The 21,790-nt window shown below is 63.3% G+C and carries 18 protein-coding genes; 4 read left to right on the top strand and 14 right to left on the bottom strand.

From position 1 onward, the window contains the following. The first annotated feature begins 253 nt into the window (after nt 1–253). Nucleotides 254–2,110: a DNA mismatch repair endonuclease MutL gene (gene mutL / locus AC07E3_RS12660; RefSeq protein ID WP_478362295.1), complete on the top strand. Its 1,857-nt coding sequence runs from the start codon at nt 254–256 to the stop codon at nt 2,108–2,110. A 62-nt stretch (nt 2,111–2,172) separates the two neighbouring features. Next, nucleotides 2,173–2,403: a DUF2093 domain-containing protein gene (locus AC07E3_RS12655; protein WP_322339631.1), complete on the top strand. Its 231-nt coding sequence runs from the start codon at nt 2,173–2,175 to the stop codon at nt 2,401–2,403. Between the two features lies 1 nt (nt 2,404). Here AC07E3_RS12655 and lpxK read toward each other — a convergent pair whose 3' ends face one another. The 6 genes from lpxK to AC07E3_RS12625 form a co-directional block, all read right to left on the bottom strand. Beyond that, nucleotides 2,405–3,430, bottom strand: coding sequence for a tetraacyldisaccharide 4'-kinase (gene lpxK, locus AC07E3_RS12650; protein WP_478362293.1), 1,026 nt, complete (start codon nt 3,428–3,430; stop codon nt 2,405–2,407). Then, complete coding sequence (waaA, locus tag AC07E3_RS12645) at nt 3,423–4,742, bottom strand: lipid IV(A) 3-deoxy-D-manno-octulosonic acid transferase (protein WP_459439397.1); 1,320 nt, start codon at nt 4,740–4,742, stop codon at nt 3,423–3,425. Before waaA ends, lpxK begins: the two co-directional genes overlap by 8 nt. Nucleotides 4,743–4,745: 3 nt before the next feature. Further along, nucleotides 4,746–5,531 carry a lysophospholipid acyltransferase family protein gene (locus AC07E3_RS12640; protein WP_418792848.1) on the bottom strand — a complete coding sequence of 262 codons (786 nt, stop codon included), beginning with the start codon at nt 5,529–5,531 and terminating at the stop codon, nt 4,746–4,748. A gap of 39 nt (nt 5,532–5,570) precedes the next feature. Beyond that, the gene (locus tag AC07E3_RS12635; protein WP_065816271.1) at nt 5,571–5,819 is read right to left on the bottom strand and encodes a DUF4170 domain-containing protein; all 249 of its coding nucleotides are present in this window, start codon (nt 5,817–5,819) and stop codon (nt 5,571–5,573) included. 92 nt (nt 5,820–5,911) lie between these two features. Further along, nucleotides 5,912–6,712, bottom strand: coding sequence for a 3'(2'),5'-bisphosphate nucleotidase CysQ (locus AC07E3_RS12630; RefSeq protein WP_478362290.1), 801 nt, complete (start codon nt 6,710–6,712; stop codon nt 5,912–5,914). Beyond that, nucleotides 6,699–8,045: a TldD/PmbA family protein gene (locus AC07E3_RS12625; RefSeq protein ID WP_478362288.1), complete on the bottom strand. Its 1,347-nt coding sequence runs from the start codon at nt 8,043–8,045 to the stop codon at nt 6,699–6,701. The genes AC07E3_RS12630 and AC07E3_RS12625 overlap by 14 nt, the downstream gene beginning before the upstream one ends. 127 nt (nt 8,046–8,172) lie before the next feature. On the opposite strand from AC07E3_RS12625, the gene AC07E3_RS12620 reads away from it, so the two are divergent. Continuing rightward, nucleotides 8,173–9,978: a monovalent cation:proton antiporter-2 (CPA2) family protein gene (locus tag AC07E3_RS12620; RefSeq protein ID WP_478362286.1), complete on the top strand. Its 1,806-nt coding sequence runs from the start codon at nt 8,173–8,175 to the stop codon at nt 9,976–9,978. Nucleotides 9,979–10,086: 108 nt separating this feature from the next. On the opposite strand, the gene AC07E3_RS12615 is transcribed toward AC07E3_RS12620, so the two are convergent. The 5 genes from AC07E3_RS12615 to AC07E3_RS12595 form a co-directional block, all read right to left on the bottom strand. Next, nucleotides 10,087–10,977, bottom strand: a complete 891-nt coding sequence (locus AC07E3_RS12615; RefSeq protein WP_322339636.1) for a patatin-like phospholipase family protein — start codon at nt 10,975–10,977, stop codon at nt 10,087–10,089. A gap of 3 nt (nt 10,978–10,980) precedes the next feature. Continuing rightward, entirely contained in the window at nt 10,981–12,300 is a 1,320-nt protein-coding gene (locus AC07E3_RS12610; RefSeq protein WP_478362400.1) for a M16 family metallopeptidase, read from the bottom strand. Nucleotides 12,301–12,332: 32 nt separating this feature from the next. Then, nucleotides 12,333–13,706, bottom strand: a complete 1,374-nt coding sequence (locus tag AC07E3_RS12605; protein ID WP_336066600.1) for a M16 family metallopeptidase — start codon at nt 13,704–13,706, stop codon at nt 12,333–12,335. Between the two features lie 90 nt (nt 13,707–13,796). Continuing rightward, nucleotides 13,797–14,351: a 16S rRNA (guanine(966)-N(2))-methyltransferase RsmD gene (gene rsmD, locus AC07E3_RS12600; protein ID WP_322339639.1), complete on the bottom strand. Its 555-nt coding sequence runs from the start codon at nt 14,349–14,351 to the stop codon at nt 13,797–13,799. A 3-nt stretch (nt 14,352–14,354) separates the two neighbouring features. Further along, nucleotides 14,355–15,875 (bottom strand): pseudouridine synthase, encoded by a 1,521-nt coding sequence (locus tag AC07E3_RS12595; protein ID WP_478362284.1) that lies wholly within the window; start codon nt 15,873–15,875, stop codon nt 14,355–14,357. A 257-nt stretch (nt 15,876–16,132) separates the two neighbouring features. On the opposite strand from AC07E3_RS12595, the gene AC07E3_RS12590 reads away from it, so the two are divergent. Beyond that, nucleotides 16,133–16,594: a nucleoside deaminase gene (locus AC07E3_RS12590; RefSeq protein ID WP_065816280.1), complete on the top strand. Its 462-nt coding sequence runs from the start codon at nt 16,133–16,135 to the stop codon at nt 16,592–16,594. 39 nt (nt 16,595–16,633) lie between these two features. Here AC07E3_RS12590 and AC07E3_RS12585 read toward each other — a convergent pair whose 3' ends face one another. The 3 genes from AC07E3_RS12585 to AC07E3_RS12575 all read right to left on the bottom strand — a co-directional run bounded on the left by AC07E3_RS12585 (nt 16,634) and on the right by AC07E3_RS12575 (nt 21,790). After that, nucleotides 16,634–17,302, bottom strand: coding sequence for a hypothetical protein (locus AC07E3_RS12585; RefSeq protein WP_478362282.1), 669 nt, complete (start codon nt 17,300–17,302; stop codon nt 16,634–16,636). 200 nt (nt 17,303–17,502) lie between these two features. Next, nucleotides 17,503–20,565, bottom strand: a complete 3,063-nt coding sequence (gene ileS / locus AC07E3_RS12580) for an isoleucine--tRNA ligase (RefSeq protein WP_478362280.1) — start codon at nt 20,563–20,565, stop codon at nt 17,503–17,505. Between the two features lie 226 nt (nt 20,566–20,791). After that, nucleotides 20,792–21,790 (bottom strand): bifunctional riboflavin kinase/FAD synthetase, encoded by a 999-nt coding sequence (locus tag AC07E3_RS12575; RefSeq protein WP_478362278.1) that lies wholly within the window; start codon nt 21,788–21,790, stop codon nt 20,792–20,794.

The raw sequence follows: 21,790 nt of genomic DNA, 5'->3' as shown, positions 1-21,790 counted from the left end.
GTGATGGCACGGCGATGCAGCGACCGTGGAAAGGCACCTGCGCATGCGCCCCCTTCTCCCCGCGAGCGGGGAGAAGGTGAGGATGAGGGGCGAGCGGTGAGGGTACAGAATGAAATGAAAACGGGAATGATCGCGCGTTGGCGCTCGCCCCTCATCCGCCTGCCGGCACCTTCTCCCCACAGGTGGGGAGAAGGCGGCCTTCATCACCGCCCCACCCTTCTCCCCACCCCCGAATCCCCCTAAAATCGCAGCCATGACCACAGCCCCCCGCACCATCCGCCAGCTCACCGATACCGTGATCAACCAGATCGCCGCTGGTGAGGTGATCGAGCGGCCGGCGAGCGTGGTGAAGGAGCTGGTGGAAAACGCGCTCGATGCGGGCGCAACGCGCATCGAGGTAGCCACCGCCGGCGGCGGGCTTTCGCTGATCCGCGTTACCGACAATGGCGGCGGCATGCCGCCAGAGGAGCTGCCGCTCGCCGTCTCGCGCCATTGCACGTCGAAACTTACCGACGACATTCACGACATTCGCTCGCTCGGCTTTCGCGGCGAGGCGCTGCCCTCCATCGGCTCGGTGGCGCGGCTTTCGCTGCGCTCGCGACCGGAAGGGGCCGACAGTGCGGCGGAGATTTCCGTCGAGGGCGGGCGCGTCTCGGCGGTGAAGCCCGTCGCCGCCAATCGCGGCACGACGGTGGAGGTGCGCGACCTCTTTTTCGCCACGCCCGCAAGGCTGAAATTCATGAAGAGCGAGCGAGCGGAGACCGCCGCCATCACCGAGGTGGTGAAGCGCATGGCGCTCGCCTTCCCGCAGGTGCGCTTCACGCTGACGGGCTCCGACCGCAACACGCTGGAGCTAGCCGCCGTGCCCGCCGATGGCGAGGGGCTCTTGCGCCGCATTGCGCAGGTGATGGGCCGCGACTTTGCCGAAAACACGCTGCCCATCGAGGCCGAACGCGAGGGCGTTGCCCTTTCGGGCCATGCGTCGGTCCCCTCTTTTTCGCGCGGCAATGCGATGCTGCAATATTTCTATGTGAATGGCCGGCCCGTGCGCGACAAGCTGCTCACCGGCGCCATTCGCGGCGCCTATATGGACGCGCTGCCGCGCGACCGGCATGCGGTGGCGGCGCTGTTCATCACGCTCGATCCGGCGCTGGTCGATGTCAATGTGCACCCCGCCAAGGCCGATGTGCGCTTTCGCGATCCGGGGCTGGTGCGCGGGCTGATCGTCGGCGCGATCCGCCATGCGCTGGAGATGAGCGGCATGCGCGCCTCCACCTCCGGGGCCGACGCCATGCTCGCCGCCTTCCAGCGGCCGGAGCAGCGGGCAGCGGGCCACGCCACGCCACAGCGCTACACGCCTCCACCCCGCCCTGAGCATGGCTGGAGTGCGGCCACCTCCCCCACCCGTCCGCTGGAGATGAGCAAGGCACCGGGCTTTGCCGAGGCCGGCCAGGCGGCGTTCGATGTGGGGTCAGCGCTTTCCGCCGATGCGCGCGCGGGCGAAGTGGAGGCAGCGCCAGAACTGATGCGCACCCCGCTGGGGGCCGCGCGGGCGCAGGTGCATGAGAATTACATCGTCGCGCAGACGGAGGATTCGCTCGTCATCGTCGACCAGCATGCCGCCCATGAGCGACTTGTCTATGAGGCGCTGAAAGAGGCGCTGCATGCCCGTCCCCTCCCCGCGCAGATGCTGCTGTTGCCGGAGATTGTCGACATGCCGGAGGAGGATGCCGACCGGCTTTCCGCCCATGCGGACTTCCTCGCCCGGTTCGGGCTGGGGCTGGAGCGGTTCGGTCCCGGCGCCATCGCCGTGCGCGAGACGCCCTCCATGCTTGGCAAGGTGGATGTGCCGCAGCTTGTGCGGGATCTCGCCGATGAGATCGCCGAGAACGACACCGCCGACACGCTGAAGGAGCGGATCGACCACATCGCCGCCACCATGGCCTGCCATGGCTCGGTGCGCTCCGGACGGCGGCTCAGGGCCGAAGAGATGAACGCGCTCTTGCGCCAGATGGAGGCGACGCCCGGCTCCGGCACGTGCAATCACGGCCGCCCGACCTATATCGAGTTGAAGCTGACCGATATCGAGCGGCTGTTCGGGCGGCGGTGATGCGAGATGCTTGACCTCTGCCTCGAAATATGGCGCAAGGAACCCGATGAGAGGTTTTACCGATGAACCGTTTTGAAGGACCCGGCGCGCGCGAGGCGCGCATTCGCTATCTGGATGGCGATTTTCAGGTGATGACGCCCGGCGCCTTCGTGCGCTGCGCCGTGACCGAACAGCCGATCCAGCTCGACGATCTGAAATACTGGAGCGTCGCGCGGCAGGAAGCCTATGTGAACGCCGACACCTCGCTCGCCCGCGAGCTGGAAATGCATCCGGAACTCAGGAAGCGCGGCTGACCTATTTCAGAATGCGCTCGCGCCAGGCCTCGATCGCGCTTTCGATGATGGTCACCGGCATGTCGGGCGCATCGAACTGCGCTTCCACCTGCAGCACGCGGCAGTGTTCGGCCAGCGCAGAAAGCGCCGTGCTGCCGCCCTTCAGCCGTACCAGATCCTTCTCGGTGGTGATGAGCTCAAGCCCTTCCTTCTCCGCCGCCGCGATCAGATCGCGCGCATCGTCATCGTCGTAGGGGTGATGATCGGGAAAGCTCTTCCCCCCCACCACCGCGCCGCCGGCTTGCGCCACACTGTCGAAGAATTTCTTCGGGTTGCCGATCCCGGCGAAAGCGAGAAACCGCCCGCCCTTGATCGCGCGCACGCCGCGCGGCTTGAGCCGCGCCTGAAACACCGGGCGTCCCGCCCGCGAAGCCTTGCGCACCACATGGTCGGCCGCACTCCCTTCGCCCATGGTTAGGATCGCATCGGCGTGGCGCAACTGGTCGATCAGCCGCGCGCGCATGGGCCCGCCCGGAATGACATGGCCGTTGCCCAGCCCGCGCCGCGCATCCACCACCATCACCGCATAATCCATGTGCAGCCGCGCACTCTGGAAGCCGTCATCCATGATGATGAAGTCGCAGCCGATGCCGATCAGCTCCAGCGCGCCCGTCAGGCGGTCGGGGGCGACCAGCGTCGGCGCATGCTGCGCCAGTAGCAGGGGCTCGTCACCCACATGGCGCGCAAGATCCTTCTTCGCATCCACCAGATGCGCCGTCGCCATCGAGCCACCATGCCCGCGCGTCAGGAAACCGGGTTTGCGGCCGAGTTTCTTCGCCTGTTTGGCGAGCGCGATGGAGACCGGGGTCTTGCCCTCGCCGCCAACGGTGAAATTGCCCACGCACAGGACCGGCACATCCACTTTAGCGCGTTTCGCAGAGGCCATCCGGTATCCGGCCACGAGGCCATAGAGCGCTGACAGCGGCGAAAGGCCCCAGGCCCGCCAGTCCGCCGCCTCCCACCAGAATGGAGGTGCCTCGCTAGCCATGCCCCTCGTCGCCCTCGAGCCTGCTCTTGACGATCAGCGGATGGATATACGGGTCGAGCGCCTGCAGCGTGCGGTTCAGCGCGCCAGACATATCGTCGACTGCAGCGCGCCCCGCCTTTATCATGGTGCGACGCGCCGAATAATTGTTAAGCAGGAAGTTCACGCCACCGGCCAGCATCTCGCCATCGCGCACCAGCCGCGCCCCGCCGGCGTCGATAAGGCGGCGATAGGCATCGCGGAAATTCTGCACATTGCAGCCTGAAAGCACCGCCGTGCCCAGACGAGCCGGCTCGATCGGGTTCTGCCCGCCCGACTGCACGAGCGAGCGCCCGACAAAGGCCACTTCGGTCAATCGAAGATAAAGTCCCATCTCGCCAATCGTATCGCCAAGCAGAATATCCGTCTCCGCAAGGACCGTATCGTTACGGCTGCGCCGCGCCACCTTGAGGCCGCGGGCGGTGAACTCTTCTTCCAGGCCGTCTGCCCGTTCGGGGTGCCTGGGCACAATGATCGTCAGAAGGTCCGGGTGGCGGGACTTCAGCTTTTCATGCACATTGGCGGCGATCGTCTCTTCGCCCTCATGGGTGGAGACGGCAGCCCAGGTTTCCCGGTCGCCAATCTGCTCTTCAAGCGTGGCAAGCGCTTCCTTCTCCACCGGCGGTGCGTGGGTGTCGACCTTGAGATTGCCCGAAACGGTGACCGGTCTCGCCCCCAGTGTGCGGAAGCGCTCGCCATCCACCTCGGACTGCGCCACCACATGGGCAAGGTTTTCGAAAAGCGCTTCGGCGAGATAGGCCCGCTTCTTCCAGCGTTCGAAGGAGCGGTCGGAAAGCCGGCCGTTGACGAGCACCTGCGGCACTCGGCGCGCACCGAGCTCGAGAATGGTCATCGGCCAGATCTCCGACTCGGCCATGATGGCCAGATCCGGTTGCCAGTGATTGAGAAACCGGCTGACGGCAGGCTTCAGGTCGAGCGGCACATATTGATGGATCACGCCCTCGCCAAGGCGTTCTTCTGCCACCTGGGCAGAGGTCACGGTTCCGGTGGTCAGAACAATGTTGATCCCATAGCCCAGAAGATGCTCGATCAGGCCGATCACGGCCATGGTCTCGCCCACGCTGGCCGCATGCATCCAGATCAGCGGGCCGTCCGGGCGCGGATGGCCGGCGCGTCCGTAGCGCTCGTGCCGGCGGACGCGGTCCTCCTTGCCCTTTCCGGCGCGCCAGACGATGTAGCCACCAATCATGGGGAAGGCTGCTGCACCCACCCAGCGATAGGTTGTGAGGATGGCGCGCGCCCAGCGTTCACTCATGGTTCACTGACCGTCGACCAGGGAGTAGGCCTGCCGCGTCGCCTCATTGAGCGAGTTGGTAACCTCACGGCGCTTCTCTTCCATTGTCGCCTCGTCCGCATCGGACGTGACATAGATGGGGTCGCCCAGGATGACCGCGCTTCGGCCAAAGGGCAGATTGATCGTGGTCTTGTCCCAGGTCCGTTCCAGCACCTTGCGGCGGCTGGTGGCAATGGCAACAGGAACGATGGGGCGACCGGAAATGCGCGCCAGAGTGACGATGCCAAGTCCGGCTTCGCGCGGTGTGCCATGCGGAATGTCGGCGATCATCGCAACATTGCAGCCGCGATCGATGGTCTTTTTCAGCATGATCAGCGCCTTCGCGCCGCCTTTGCGGACGTCGCGCTCCCCCTTGCGGCCACCGGAGCCGCGAACGGTTTCAAAACCGAGTTTTTCCGCCACGAGCGCGTTCAGTTCCGCATCGGCGCTGCGGGAAAACATGGCCACGATCTTGTGCCGGCGGGGATTGATGGCGGGGCCCAGAATGTGCTGGCCGTGCCAGAGAGCGGCAATTGCCGGCGAATGGGCGTCGATTGCCGCCTGCAGGTCGTGCGATCCCTCGACACGCGGATTGGTGCGGTCGATCAGGCGAATGGCGCCCGCCATGAGCGTTGCCAGCGCCTGTTTCACAAAGCGCGACTTTGCCAGCGGCTTGCGAATACGACGCCACAGCTCCTTCAAGGGGCGGGGGCCGGTCTTCTTCCGATTGGCGGTCATGGCAGGGGAAGGCGCACTCGCCTTGTTTTCCATATGCAGTTCCTTGCTATCCCCAGGGGCTATCCCCAAGGGCTATCCCCGGGTCTCATCGGACGCAGGGTCCAGCAGGCGGTGAAGGTGAACGATGAAATAACGCATATGCGCGTTGTCAACGGTCTCCTGCGCCTTGGCGCGCCACGCCTTTTCCGCGGATTTGTAATCCGGATAGATGCCGACGATATCGACCCCGTCGAGATCGCGGAATGTTACGCCGGTCAGCGACGTCAACTCGCCGCCGAAGACCAGATGCAGAAGCTGGGAGTTCTCTTTTTTCTCGGACATGTTCGAGCCCATTTGCAGACGAATATGGCAATAAGCAAATCGCTAACCGCCCGTGTAGAGGAATTCCTGCGATTTTGGAACCGCAAACCCGCTCATTCACCGATTGAGAGCGTTTGCGTCATGGCCTGCAGGAGCGCGCCACTGCCGGCAGCCAGTGCGCCCTTCTTCGGGTCGGGGCCCGCATAGGAGGGCGTGTTTCCACTGGCGTCCCTGATCACGCCTCCCGCCTCGCGGAGGATCACGTCGGCAGCCGCCAGGTCCCAGTCATGCGCATTCGGTTTGACGAAAGTGGCGTCAAGCGCCCCGCTCGCGACCATGGCGATGCGATAGGCAAGTGACGGCACATAGCCGTAAGCTCTGGTTTTCTGCAGAATTTTAGAAGGTAATTCGGAAACCATCGCCTTGGGACCGGCAACAACAAACGCATCGCCTTCCGGTTTTACCGCCAGGCGCTCCCCGTTGCGGAATGCGCCCCCGCCCCTCAACGCTCGATAGGTTTCAGAAAGCTCCGGGCATTCGAGCACGCCCACAATGCTCTCCCCGCGATGCACCACGCCGATGCTGACACACCAGATCGGCCGCCCGGCAATAAACGCGCGTGTTCCATCGATGGGATCGACGACAAACACCCGCTCGCGGGCCAGTTCCTGATCTGCTAGTGCCGTTTCTTCCGACAGCCAGCCATAATCGGGGCGTGCTGCAAGGAGTTCCTTCCTCAAAAAGCGGTCGACCGCATAGTCAGCCTCGCTGACCGGCGAAACACCGCCTTTCCACCAGACTTCGGGATCACGACGGAAATATCTGAGCGCGATGGCTCCCGCCTCGCGCGCCACATCCGCGACCAATTCGAGATCGGCTTCAGGTGCCGCCTTCTGCGGTTCACTTTCCGGCAAGCGTCATGCCTTCCACAAGCAGGGTCGGTGCGGCTGTTCCAAAATTGCGGTCAATGTCGCTGGCGGGGGTCATGTTGAGGAACATGTCCTTCAGGTTTGAGGCGATGGTCACTTCCGAGACCGGATAAGTGATCTCGCCATTCTCGATCCAGAAGCCCGCCGCACCGCGGCTGTATTCACCGGTCACGAGATTTACCCCCTGCCCGAACACTTCGGTGACATAGAAGCCCGAGCTGATGCCCTTGATCAGCGCTTCCGGCGTTTGCGTACCGGGTTCAAGCGCCAGATTGGTGGAGGACGGATTGACCGACGAGGCGCCGCGCGTCCCGCGTCCATTGGTGGCCGAAAGACCGAGCTGGCGGGCGACGGAGGTTGACAGGAACCAGTGTTTCAGGAAACCGTCTTCGATCATGACAAGCCGTTGGCCGGCAACACCCTCGCCATCGAAAGGCCGTGAGGAAGGGCCCCGCCTGCGCTGGGGATCGTCCGTCACCGTTATGCCGGCAGCCGCCACCTTTTTCCCCATCATGTCACGCAGGAAGCTCGATTTGCGCGCAACCGATGCGCCATTGATCGCCGAGGCCAGATGGCCGGCAATCCCGCGCGCCACACGCGGATCGTAGACGACCGGGTAGCGGCCGGTGTCCACCTTGCGGGGGTTGAGCCGCCGGACGGCCCGTTCACCGGCGCTGCGACCGATCTCTTCAGGTGCATCCAGATCGACGAAATGCAGGCGTGAGGAGAAATCGTAATCACGTTCCATTCCGGTGCCTTCGCCGGCCAGAACGCTCACGGACCGGGAAAAGCGTGTCGCTTCATAGGCACCGATAAACCCTTCCGATGTCGCAAGCACCAGACCGCCCGAACCTGCATTCGCCCCACTGCCCGATGAATTGGTAACGCCGGACACATCGAGCGCCGCAGCTTCGGCGGCGAGCGCATCCTCCTTAAGGCGCTCGGCGGAGACCTCGGTTGTGTCAAAAAGATCGAGATCGGCAATGGCATGCGCGAGCATATCCGGCTCGGCCAGCCCCTGATACGGGTCCTCCGGCGAAGCCTTCGCCATCGCGACGGCGCGTTCGGCCAACGGGGCCGGGTCGGCATTCGCAGGGGCCGAGACGCTGGCGACCCGCCTGCCAACGAACACGCGCAGCGACATGTCATCGCTTTCGGACGCTTCCGTGCCTTCCACTTTGCCTAGCCGGACCGACACGCTTCTTGAGCGCGCGCGCACCACCACCGCATCGGACGCATCGGCGCCGGCCTTCTTCGCAGCCTCCACAAGGGCAACGACCCGATCGGTCAATTGCTGCTTTTCGTTCTGATCTGTCATCGTAGTCCTGGCTGGAAATTGGTCGCGCATGGGAAACACCGGTCTGTTCCATTTATGATTCGCAGCGCGCATGTGCAATGGTAAGCTGAGATTCCCCGGATACGCCCCGAGATACGCTGGAGACCCGATGGCCGTCGAAGCTGCTGCTGCCCCGCTCTACTACGAACCTCTGCTGCTCCTGGGCGGTGCAGTGATCGCCGCGCCCCTGTTCGCCCGCATCGGTCTTGGCACGATCCTCGGCTACCTCGCTGCAGGCATCGCCATCGGCCCGGTTCTCCTGCTCATATCGGACGGAGAGGAACTGCTACACGTGGCGGAACTCGGCGTGGTGCTGCTGCTGTTCATCATCGGTCTTGAGCTGAAACCGGCGCGCCTTTGGGCGATGCGGCGCAGCATATTCGGCATGGGGCTGATCCAGGTGACCGTGACCGGTGTCGTCCTCGCCATGATCACGCTGCTTCTGACGGAACTTTCCTATGGCGCGGCTTTCGTTGTCGGCTTTGGTCTTGCCCTGTCATCCACCGCATTCTCGGTGCAAACGCTGGAATCGCAGGGGGCGCTCAACAGCCAGTATGGGCAGACATCCTTCTCCATCCTGCTGTTTCAGGATCTCGCGATCGCCCCTCTCCTGGCACTGGTTCCGCTGCTTTCACCCGGTGGCGAGGGGGCCGAAGCCATCAGCCTCGAACGGTTTGCGCTCGCCATTGCCAGCGTGATCGCGCTGATTGTTGCCGGGCGCTATCTGCTCAATCCGCTCTTTCGCGTCATTGCCAACACCGGTGCGAAAGAAGTGATGATCGCCGCAGCGCTTCTGGTGGTGCTCGGCTCCGCAACAGTGATGCAGATGGCCGGGCTCTCAATGGCGCTGGGGGCATTCATCGCCGGTGTCCTGCTAGCCGAATCCTCCTTCCGGCATGAGCTGGAAGCCGATATCGAACCCTTTCGCGGCATTTTTCTTGGCCTGTTCTTCATGGCCATCGGCCTTTCGCTCGACCTGCGCATTGTGCTGGAAAACTGGCTGTCGATCCTGATCGCCGTGCCCATCCTGATGCTGGTGAAGGCCGTTATTCTTTACGGTATCAGCCGTGCCTTCGGCTGCGAACACAACGGTGCCGTTCGCGTTGCCGCCCTGTTGCCTCAGGGTGGTGAGTTCGGTTTCGTGCTGTTCACGGCCGCCGCCTCGGCCTTTATTTTCCCGCAGTCCACCGCATCCCTTCTGATCGCCATCGTCACCGTTTCCATGGCGCTGACGCCGCTTTCCGTGCGGCTTGGCGAAATGCTCATTCGCACGGAACCGGCAGAAGAGATGGACGAGGATTTCGAGGGTGCGGGCGCCGATGTGATGATGATCGGCTTTTCCCGTTTCGGGCAGATGGTTTCGCAGGTGCTGCTTTCGGGCGGAACCGAGGTGACCATCATCGATCATTCGGCCGACCGGGTGCGGGCCGCCGAGCGTTTCGGGTTTCGCATCTATTTCGGCGACGGCCGGCGCATGGAGGTTCTGGAGGCAGCGGGCATCCGCAACACGAAGATCGTGGCGGTCTGCACCAACGGCGCAACCGCGACGGATCAGATCGTCAATCTGATCCGCGACGAGTACCCGCATGTACGGCTTTACGTGCGCTCTTACGACCGGGCCCACACGCTCTCGCTGCGCGACCGCGACGTGGAGTATGAGATACGCGAAACCGTGGAATCAGCTCTCATTTTCGGCGGCAGGACCCTGCAGGCGCTGGGCACCAGCGAAGAGATCGCCAGCGAAATCGTCGAGGATGTGCGCCGGCGCGACGAGGAGCGGCTGGCGATCCAGTCCGTCGAAGGCATTTACGCCGGAAACGACAAGATGCGCGTGCGCCCGGTCACACCCGAACCGCTCATCAAGCCGAAGCGCGAAGGCCAGCGGATCGATCAGGACGAAGAGCCCGTTGGCTAGGGCATTTTGCAGTCAGGTGGAATCACCTGACGTCCGCACAAATGCGGAGAAACACACAGATAGAGCGGAGCGGCGTTTCCGTGAAACGGTGAACCGCTCTATCTGATATTACGCGCGGGCTTTTTCGAAATCGGCGACGGCAGCGTCGATGGCGCGTTTCAGCTCTTCACGAATGGCTTCGGTTTCGGCAAGAATCGCGTCGATTTTCATGAAATCGAGCACGCGAAAGCGCGAAACGGCCGGGCGAATGAGAATATCCGGGCGCCCGTGTTCCAGCTTCATGGCGATGATCGACTGCATCATCAGCTGGCTTGCGCCGAACATGAGCTCGATCGACGTGGGGGGCTTGCCGCCCGTGTCGTTCGGTGCGCCCACGACGTCGACGGCAATCAGAATGTCGGCACGCCCCTCGACCAGATCGAAGGGCACGGGGTTGTAGATGCCGCCGTCGATCAATGTGCGCCCGCCCCGCTCCACGGGACGGAACACAGCCGGGATCGCCGCCGAGGCGGCGAGCGCTTCCGCAAGAGCCCCGCTTTCAAGCACCGCTAGCTCGTGGCGGAAATAGTCGGTGGCGGTGACACGCAGCGGAATTTTCAGTTCTTCGAAGGTCCGCGGCACGCCTGCCGGCAGGAATGCGCTGATGATGCGTTCCGCGTTGAACTGGCCAACGCGAAAGCCGCCTTCCATCATTTCGGCGAAATTGCCGGGTCTGGCCTTCCACAGGCGGCTGGCGACCTCGGTGCGGCTGCCCAGAATGGCGCGCGCATGGGCGTGGATGTCCTTGCCGCTGATGCCGGCGGCAAAGCCCGCGCCCATGAGCGCACCGATGGAGGAGCCGGCGATGACAGTCGGCGTGATGCCCAGCTCATCGAGCGTTTCGATGATATGGATGTGCGACAGGCCGCGCGCGCCACCACCGCCGAGCGCAAGCGCGAAGCTTGGTCCGCCGGCTGGCGCCCTGCCTTTCGTCTCGTCGTTCGCCAACGCCGTTTCCATCCGTCAGCCTCCGTTCTGGGCCTGCTCCGCAGGGCCGATCACCAGCAGCGCCGGTTCCTGTGAAAGAAGACGCTTTGCGGCTTCCTTCACATCGTCCAGCGTGACGGCATTGATAAGATCGGCGCGTCGCTCCAGATAATCAATCCCCAGATCGTCCTGCTGCAGCCCGACCAGAGTGCGGGCGATGGCGGTGGAAGAATCCAGATTGTTGATCGCATAGGAGCCGATGACGTAGGTCTTGGCCGCTTCCAGTTCCTGCTCCGTCGGGCCCTCGTCGCGCAGGCCGGCGATCACATCCTCGATGACCGAAAGCGTTTCACCGGCCCGTTCGGCGCTGGTGGCCGTCTGGATGGCGAGCGACTGGGCATGGTCGCGGCTGTGAAGATAGGACGACGCGCCATAGGCAAGGCCGCGCTTCTCGCGCACCTCGTTGAAAAGGCGCGAGGAAAACACGCCGCCGCCGAGTATCTGGTTGAGCAGATAGGCGGAGAAGAACTCCGGATCGTCGCGTTCCACGCCGGGATAGACGAGCTGCAGCGTGGCCTGCGGCAGGGGGTATTCGACGCGGATTTCCTGGCCGAGCTTCGGCGCAATGTCTGCGACGGGCTGAAGCCCGGCCTCCTCCGGCAGATCGCCGAACACCGTGTCGAGAACACCGGCAAGACGCCCGGCATCGATCGCACCCACGACGCCGATGGTCAGGTTCGAGCGGGCAAAGACGCGGGCGTGGAAGGCCTTCAGGTCTTCCGGTGAAATGCTGGCCAGGCTTTCAAGCGTGCCCTCATCGGGATGGGCGTAAGGATGATCACCATAGAGCGCCTCGGAGAGTTTTAGAAAACCCTGCTTGCGCGGATCGCGTTCGTCCGAGCGAATGCCGACGGCAATCTGGCTGCGGATACGCTCGACCGGGTCGGCATCGAAGCGCGGGCTGGTGATGGCAAGCCGCACCAGGTCGAGAACCTCGTCGCTGTTTTCGGCAAGCATCCGCACCTGACCGGATATCTCGTCGGAGTTGGTGCGAAACGACATTTCCGCGCCGAGCTCTTCCAGCTTCAGCTGAAACGCATCGGAATCGAGATCGCCAGCGCCTTCGTCGAACAGGCCGGTCATGAGATTGGCGATGCCTTCCTTGCCTTCCGGGTCCTGCGCGGAACCGCCCTTGAAGGAGAACTGGAAGGTGATGATCGGCAGCGAGTGATCCTCGACCAGCCAGGCTTCGATGCCTTTCTGCGAGGTCACATCCTGTATCTGCACCGCCGCCTTTGCGGGCACGACGACGAGAATGAGGGCGAGAAGAGCCCCCGCGTTCAGGAAACTGCGCATAAAAACACCTGGATGAAAATTCAGTCTCTGTCTCACGAGCGGTCTCCCTCTTGCGGAAGGAGATAGCCCTTCACGGCATGGTCCATATCAAGATAGCGTCTGGCGGCGGCCTGAACGGCCTCGACGGTCACGGCGTCAAGCCGCTCCGGCAGCCCGGTGATGTCCTCGACGCTGCCGCCCGTCGCCAGGACTGCACCGAAAAGGTTGGCGCTGCGCACCTGGCTGTCGCGCATGAAAATCTGGTCACGCAGGATTTTTGTGCGCGCGGTCTCCAGTTCCTCCGGGGTAATGCCTTCGTTCCTGATTTTCTCGATCTGGGCCACAAGCGCGGCCTCGACCGTTTCAAGATCGGCACCGCCGCGCGGCTCGCCGTAAACGACGAGGGCGGAATAATCATACGCCGCACCCTGCAGATAGCTGCCGGCGCTGGACGCGATCCCCTGCTTGACGACGAGATCCTGGTAGAGCCGGCTGCGCAGCCCCTCGCCCAGAACCTCGGACAGGATGGCGAGCGCTTCGAATTCACCCTTCTCGGCCCTGCGCGCGGACGGCACATACCAGTTGATCGACAGGTTGGGCACGGTGACGCGCGGATCGCGGAATGTGACATCGCGCGTGGTCTTCTGGTCAGGCTCCATCGGGCGGGCGCGTGGCGGCAGATCGGGTCCGCGGGCGATCTTGCCGTAGGTCTCTTCGGCCATCGCGCGCACCGCATCGGCGTTCACGTCGCCGGCAACCACCAGAACGGCATTGTTGGGCGTGTAAAACCGGTCGTAGAAGCTCTTGAGGTCGTCGTGCGTAAGCCCCTCGATCTCCTGCTGCCAGCCAATGACCGGAATGCCATAGGGGTGATTCTGGTAGAGCGTGGCATTGAGTTCCTCCGAGAGAATGGAGGATGGCACATTGTCGGTGCGCTGGCGCCGCTCCTCAAGCACCACCTGGCGCTCGGTCTCGATGTTTTCTTCCGACAGCACCAGATTGCGCATCCGGTCGGCCTCGAAGCGCATCATGTCCGGCAGTTCGGACGGTGCGATCTGCTGGTAATAGGCCGTGTAGTCATAGGAGGTGAAAGCGTTCTCGCTGCCGCCCACTGCTGCAACCGCCGCGGAGAACTCGCCCGAGGGATAGGTGCTCGTGCCCTTGAACATCAGGTGCTCAAAGAAATGGGCGATGCCCGATTTTCCCGGCTCCTCATCGGCGCTGCCCACCTTGTACCAGAGCATGTGCGTGGCAACAGGTGCCCGGTGATCCGGGATAACGACAACGTCAAGGCCGTTTTCTAGGGTGAAGCTGGAAACGGCAGTGTCATCCTCGGCTTCCTGCGCGGTGGCTATGGACGGCGCTGCGACTGCAACGATGAAGGCGAACGCCGCGCTCAGAGCGACATTCGCTATGGAATTTCTCATGGACAAGGCCCTGTACGGTTTGTGGTGCGCCCGTGCACAATGCCACGGGCTCATGACAAGGCAAAGCTATCGGCGCAAAAGTGACGAAACTCAGGCGCGCTCGGCAAAGGTTGCGCAGGATATACCGTATTCACGCCGTTCAATGAGCCGAAAACCTTCCGGCGGCTGGAATGGTGAGCCTGCCGCTTCCTCGACCATGACCAGCGCGCCGGGTGCAAGCCAGCCACCGGCCAGCGCGGCGGCGAGCGCCTTTTCGCCAAAGCCCCTGCCATAGGGCGGGTCGGCCAGAACGACATCAAAAGGCTGTATCGTTCCCACCTCGCCGATCCGCGTCGCATCGCGGCGGAAAATCTTGGCGCGCCCCTGAAGGCCGAAATTTTCCACATTGGTACGGATCAGCGCGCGGGCGGCAGCCGCCTCCTCAATGAAAAGCGCAAAGGCAGAGCCGCGCGAAAGCGCCTCGAGCCCGAGCGCGCCCGTGCCGGCGAAGAGATCCAGCACGCGCGCGTTTTCCAGCCGGCCGGCATGGCGGTGCTCGAAAATGTTGAACAGCGCCTGGCGGGTGCGGTCCGTCGTCGGTCGGATCGCGTCCGACTTCGGCGCCGCCAGCGTGCGCCCGCGAAACTCCCCGCCCACAATCCGCATGGGTCAGCCTTCCCCGCCAGGCTTGCCCGGCTTGCGACCGCCGGGGCGTCCCTTGCCGGGGCGCGATCCGCCACCCGGCTTGCCCGAGAACCTGCCTGCCGGTTTTCCGGAGGGCTTGCCGCCGGGCTTGCCGCCCTTCGAGAAACGAGGCCTGTCACCGGAAGCCGGGCGGTCGTCGCGCGAACGGAAGGGCCTGCCCTCCCGCGTCTCGCCGGCGGCGCTTTCGCTTTTCGAGAAACGGGGTCTGTCGCCACCGCGCGCGCGGTCGCCCCGCTCCGGACGATCCTTGTCGAACGGCTTGTCCCCGCGTGAACGGAACGGTTTGTCGCCACGTGCCGGAGCAGCCCCTTCCCGGCGCGGCTTGCGCGGCTTCTGCGCCCGCTCGTCGGCCTCCGCCTCGGCTGCGGCCTGTTTGCGCTTTCCCTGCGGGCGCGCACCGGGCGCCATCCACACATGGCTGCCGCGGTTCTGGCGCGGTCCGCGCTCCTCTTCACGACGACCGGGACGTGAAGTCTGGAGCCTGTCGCGCGCGGCCTCGCGTTTTTCCTCGCGGTCGCGCTTGCGGTTTTTCACAAAGGTCTTGCCACCCTCACGCTCGCGGCCACCCTGCTTCTCCTCCGCGTCGCCGTCGCGCGGCTTGCGCTCGGCGCGAACCGGCTTGTTGGAGAACGGATTGACGATGGGTGCGTCGAAATTCGCACCCGCCTTCTCGATCAGGCGTTCGCCAAGCTGATCGCGCAGGGTGCGGCCCTTGACCTCCTGCACCTCGCCCTCGCCCAGCGTGCCAAGCTGGAAGGGACCGTAGGAAATGCGGATCAGGCGCGTGACCTCGAGCCCCAGCGCGCCGAGCACGTTCTTGACCTCGCGGTTCTTGCCTTCGCGCAGGCCAAGCGTCAGCCATGCATTGCTGCCCTGCTCGCGGTCGAGCGTGGCCTCGATCGCGCCATAGAACACGCCATCCACGGCGATACCGTCCTTGAGGCCTTCAAGAGCTGTCGCATCGACCTTGCCATGCACGCGCACGCGATAGCGGCGCAGCCAGCCGGTTTCCGGCAGTTCCAGCGCGCGCGCCAGCCCGCCGTCATTGGTCAGGACGATCAGACCTTCCGTGTTGATGTCGAGACGACCGACCGTGATCAGGCGCGGCAGACCTTCCGGCAGCGCGTCGAAAATGGTCTTGCGGCCTTCCGGATCGCGGTTGGTGGTGACCACGCCACCGGGCTTGTGGAAGAGAAAGAGCCGCGTGCGCTCAACCGCCGGCAGCGGTTCTCCGTCCACCAGAATGCGGTCGGAAGCGCTCACATTGAACGCCGGAGAATCAAGAACCCTGCCGTTGACCGCAACGCGGCCGGCCTCGATCATCGCTTCGGCATCACGGCGTGAGGCAACGCCTGCGCGCGCCAGACGCTTGGCGATGCGCTCGCCATCTGCCTTGTCGCCCTCTTTCGGGGTCGTGTCCCTGCCCTTACCCGGCTTGCCCGGTTGCTTTTCCCGCTTGGTGTCGTTGGGTCGGTCTTTGGTCATGATGGCCTTTTGCCCTGGGTTTCCGTCTTGCGCCCCATGCGCCGGAACCACTCCAGTGTTTTAAATCAGAGATCGGACTGCAGGAAAATCGATTCCGAATTCGCACCCGATGCTATAGAGGCGGCTATAGCATTTTGCAGTCAGGTGGAATCATCTGACGTGCGCATAAATGCTGAAAATAGCAAGATTGAGCACCCTTCCGGGCGCTTGGCGCTCTAGGTATCAATTCGCACCGCCAGTTGCGAGCAAAAAGATTGATGAGACCGACGAAAGCGAACTACACCAGCTTCATGGATGCAGCACTCGAAGAAGCACACCTTGCCGCAGAACGTGGCGAGGTGCCGGTCGGTGCAGTGATCGTGCATGAAGGCAGGGTGATCGCACGCGCGGGAAACCGCACCCGCGAATGCAACGACCCGACCGCCCACGCGGAAATCGTCGCTATCCGCGCGGCCTGCGATCTTCTGGGTTCGGAACGGCTGGTCGACGCCGATCTCTACGTCACGCTTGAGCCGTGCGCGATGTGCGCTGCCGCGATCTCCTTTGCCCGCATCCGCCGTCTCTATTTCGGAGCCGGCGACGAGAAAGGCGGAGCGGTGACCAATGGCGCGCGCTTCTACTCACAGCCGACATGCCACCACGCACCGGACGTCTATCCCGGCATTGGCGAGGCGGAAGCCGCTGCATTGCTGAGGCGCTTTTTCAGGCAGCAGCGCTAAAAAAAAAGCGGGCGCACGGCCCGCTTCTCGGAATTTCCATCAGGAGCCCCAGGGCCACAGACGGCGCAGGTCGAAACCGCCGCCATCCTTCTGCGCGGCACGTTTTGCGGCGCGGGCCTTCTTGGCCTCATCCTCGCCGAGCTCGCCGGTGGGCGCGCTGTCGGCAGGCTGACGATAGTTGACCGGCGGCTCGCTCAGATAGCGGCGGGTGGTCGGGTTTCCCTGTGCAGTGGCAGCGCGGCGCTTGAAGTATTCTTCGCGCTGCTTCTTGGCCATTTCCGGGTTCACAAAGCCATCCTCATTACGCGCATTGACACCAATGTCGCGCTCGATGGGAGACTTGTAGAACGGATTGTCCTGGTTCTCGGTCGCTTCCGCGCGAATGCGTGCGAGGCGCTCTTCAGGCGATTCGGGCCAGGCGGGGTTGCCGGCGGAGGCAACGTCTTCCTGCGGCGGCGGCAGAACCTCGGTCGAAGAAGGCATGACAATGCCCGCGCGCGGCTTGTATTCGACGCGCTCCCTATCCTTCGGGCCAAGCGACAGAACGCCGGTGACATCTTCAAGCAATTGCTGATCGGCAGGCTTGTCGGTTCCGTAAGTCGGTGCACCGATGCAACCGGACAAAAGAACGGCCGAGAGGCACAAAGTGCCCGAAGCCGCAACCATGCGCGCGGAACGCCGCGACGTTGTGGTTTCCGTTCTCTTCACTGCCACCTCTCTCCCAGAACGCTGCCGGCAAGGCGATGCATTCTGCTTGTCGTCCCGTTGTACCAGACCGTCGGGAAACTCAAATCACGCATGTCGCGCACGAATCCGGCGACAACGTGGCATCCTTAACCCGGCGGCATTTGTAGCGAAGGAGGCGGCGGGAAGCAATCGGCCGTGCCGAAGCTTCCCCCACCAACCGTTCAAAGGCGGCCGAGCGCCTGGAGTTCATGCAGCGCTGCCGCATCGCGTGCCGACACATCCGGAAATTCCGGATCGGAGCCCACATCGTCCGTGTAGCGCCAGGAACGCGCGCATTTCTCGCCCGTCGCTCGCGCAAAAACGACGCCGACACCCGGCACCTCGTCCAGCGTGAAGGCACCGGCAGGCGGTGCCTCATGGCGAATGTCGATGCCGGAGGTGATGCAGATTTCGGCCATGTCGCGGTCGGCGATCGCCTTTTGCAGCTCCTCATCGTTCACATAGACGACCGGGGCAGCCTCCAGCGAGGAGCCGATGGTCTTTTCCTTGCGCTCGATCTCCAGCGCGCCGGTGACGACACGGCGGACCTGCCGGATTTTCCGCCACTTCTCGGCAAGTGCTGCATCGCGCCATTCCTGCGGCACGGCGGGGAACTGCTCCAGATGCACCGAACGCGCTTCGGGATGACGCTCAAGCCATGCCTCTTCCATGGTAAAGGGCAGCATGGGCGCAAGCCATGTCACGACGCAGTCGAACAGGGTGCGCACCACCTGGAGCGAAGCCTTGCGGCGCGTGCTCGAAGGCGCATCGCAGTAAAGCGCGTCCTTGCGGACGTCGAAGTAGAAGGCGGAGAGCTCCACCACCATGAAATCGAGCAGCGAGCGGATGATGCGCTTGAAGTCGAAATTGTCATAGCCCCTGCGCACAAGCTCGTCGAGCTCGGCGAGGCGATGAAGCATCAGGCGCTCCAGCTCCGGCATCTCGGCCAGAGGCACATCCTCGCCCGTGTCATGCGCGAGCGTGCCAAGCATCCAGCGGATGGTGTTTCTGAGCTTGCGGTAGGCATCGACATTGGTCTGAATGATCGCCTTGCCCAGACGCTGGTCTTCCCAGTAATCGGTGGTGGCGACCCACAGGCGCAGAATGTCGGCGCCCGACTGGTTCATGATGTCCTGCGGAAAAGTCTGGTTGCCGAGCGATTTCGACATCTTGCGACCGTCTTCCGCCATGGTGAAACCATGGGTGATGACGGTGTCGTAAGGCGCCCTGCCCCGCGTGGCGCAGCTTTCCAGCAGGGAAGAGTGGAACCAGCCGCGATGCTGGTCGGAGCCTTCCAGATAGACGTCGGCGGGCCATTTCATGTCCGGCCGGTCTTCCAGCGTAAAGGTGTGGGTGGAGCCGGAATCGAACCACACATCGAGAATGTCCATGACCTGCTGCCACGGCTCGCCGGCGCGCTCGCCGAGGAAGCGCTCGCGCGCCCCTTCGGCAAACCAAGCATCCGCGCCCTCGGCCTCGAAGGCGTCGAGAATGCGCTGGTTGACGGCCTCGTCCTGAAGCACATTGCCGTCTTCATCGGCAAAAACACAGATCGGCACGCCCCAGGCGCGCTGGCGTGAGAGCACCCAGTCGGGCCGGTCGGCGATCATGGCGCGCAGACGCGCCTGGCCTGCTGCCGGCACGAAGCGGGTCTCGTCGATGGCCTTCAGCGCGCGAGAACGCAATGTTGAAGCGTCGCCAAGGTCCTTGTCCATATAGACGAACCATTGCGGCGTGTTGCGGAAGATAACCGGCTTTTTCGACCGCCACGAATGCGGATAGGAGTGCTTCAGGCGGCCACGCGCGAAAAGCATGTCGCGCGCGATCAGCGCCTCGATGACGGCCTTGTTGGCGTCGCCCTTCTTGCCCTTGTCGTCGATGACGCGCGCCGCGCCGCCTTCGCGGTCGGGACCGAAGCCCGGCGCATCCTTGGTGTAAAAGCCTGCGTCATCTACGGGGAACGGGATATTCAGCGAGAACGGCCTGCCATTTAGACGGAAGCCGTGCTCATCCGCGTGAAAGGCAAGTGAGTACCCGGTATTATCCTTACCGGTAAATTGCTGCATCAGACGACTTGTAAAATCGTTCCATGCTTCAAAATCTTCGCGACCATGGCTGGGCGCAGTATGCACGAAGCCCGTACCGGCATCGTCGGTGACGTGATCGCCGGGCAGCAGCGGCACGGTGAACTCATAACCGCCGCCAAGGCCCTTGAGGGGGTGGTGAACCGTTAGCTGGGTGAATACTCGAGCTGGCACATCGAACAAGCGCTTTGCTGTCAGCTTCGCTTTTGAAAAGCTATCTGCCGCAAGAGCGTCCGCAAAGATCAGTTTCTCACCTGGCTGAGGACCGAAGTCGTTCTCAGCCTCCGCGACTTCATACAGCCCATAGGAGATGCGTGGCGAGTAAGCGATGGCGCGGTTGCCGGGGATCGTCCATGGCGTGGTGGTCCATATCACCACGTGAGCATCCCTTAGAGCGGCCTGCCTTTCAGCCACCTTTTCTGAGTGTTCTGAAAGGTCAGTTTGCCCAGATGCACCCCAAGTTCCTTCCGAATAATAAGCTTCCGCCACCGGAAACTTCACCCAGATCATGTCGCTTTCGACATCCTGGTATTCCACTTCCGCCTCGGCGAGTGCGGTCCGCTCCACCACGCTCCACATCACCGGCTTGGAGCCGCGATAGAGCTGGCCGGACATGGCGAACTTCAACAGCTCGCCGGCGATCCGTGCCTCGGCGTGGAAGTTCATCGTCGTATAAGGGTTCTTGAAGTCGCCCTCGATGCCCAGCCGCAGAAACTCTTCCGACTGGACCTTGATCCAGTGGCTGGCGAACTCGCGGCATTCCTGACGGAACTCGTTGACCGGAACCTCATCCTTGTTCTTGCCTTTGGCGCGGTACTGTTCCTCGATCTTCCATTCGATCGGCAGGCCATGGCAGTCCCAGCCGGGCACATAGTTGGAATCATAGCCGCGCATCTGGAAGGAGCGCGTGATGATGTCCTTCAGAACCTTGTTCAGCGCATGACCTATATGGATGTTGCCATTGGCATAGGGCGGGCCGTCATGCAGCACGAATTTTTCGCGCCCCGCCGCGTCCTCGCGCAGGAGGCGGTAGAGGTCCATCTCCTGCCAGCGGGCGACGATCTCGGGCTCCTTCTTCGGGAGGCCGGCGCGCATCGGGAACTCGGTCTGCGGCAGGTTGAGGGTCTTGGAATAGTCGATCTTTTCGGACGTATCGGTCATTTTATCGCCGTGAGGTGGGCAAAGCGTCGGAGGGCTTCGCCATAGCCATTATGGAAAATCGGAAAATGCGCGTTTGACGCGCGGCAAACCCGGACCTTCCGCAGCACTCAGGCCGCACGGAAGGCCGGGCCAATAATTCGTATGGCAATCGGTATGAAACCGGCGCGTGTCATCATGGGAAGGGCTTTTAGCCGACGCTGCGCCAAGAATAAAGAGGCGAATGGCCTCACACGACCAACCCGTCGAATGCGAGCACCGTATCGAGGGCGGATATGGGCTTCACCCCGGCAAGCAGCGCGCGGACTTCCGCCTCGTCGCGCTTCATCTGCGCCACCAGCGGATCGAGCCCGTCGAACTTCTCCTCGCCGCGCAGGAAAGAAAACAGCGAGACCGAGCAGGTTTCGCCGTAGAGATCGCCGTCGAAGTCGAACAGGAAGGTTTCCAGAAGCGGCGCGCCCTCTTCCGTCACGGTCGGGCGGCGGCCGAAACTGGCAACGCCATTGTGCAGTGTGCCATCGGCCCGGCGAAAGCGCACCGCATAGATGCCGTGGCGCAGATCGGTCTCAGGCGGGAGCGCCATGTTGGCCGTCGGGAAACCCAGCGTGCGGCCAAGCTTCTGGCCTCCGCTCACCTCGGCCTCTACCGTATGGCGATAGCCGAGAAGACCGGCCGCTTCCGCCACCTCGCCTTCCGCCAGAAGACCGCGAATGCGGCTTGAGGAAATGACCGCCCCGCCCTCGTCGGCATAGGCATCGACCACGGTGACGCCGAAACCGTTTTCCTTTCCTGCGGCTGCGAGGAGTTCGGGCGTGCCGCCCCGGTTTTTTCCGAAATGAAAGTCGAAACCCGTCACCACATGGGTGATGCCAAGGCCCGCAACCAGCACGGAGCTGACGAATTCCTCCGGCGAAAGGCCGGAGAATGCGCGGTCGAAGTGCTGTTCGACCACCACATCGAAGCCGAGCGCGCCGAGAAGTTCGGCCTTCATGGGCGCAGGCGTGAGGCGAAAAAGCGGGACATCGGGCCGGAAGACCTGGCGCGGATGCGGCTCGAAGGTGAGAACGAGCGCCGGCACCCTTTCGCGCCGGGCGATCTCCAGCGCGGGTTCGAGCACTGACTGATGCCCGCGATGCACACCATCAAAATTGCCAATGGCGACCACACCGCCGCGCCGGGCGGCGGGCAAATCCTTCAGATATGCAATGCGCTTGATCGGACCGGCCAC

The sequence above is a fragment of the Nitratireductor lacus genome, assembly GCF_056431025.1.
Note: the sequence above shows the minus strand (reverse complement) of the source record. Positions and strands in the feature narration are given on the sequence as shown.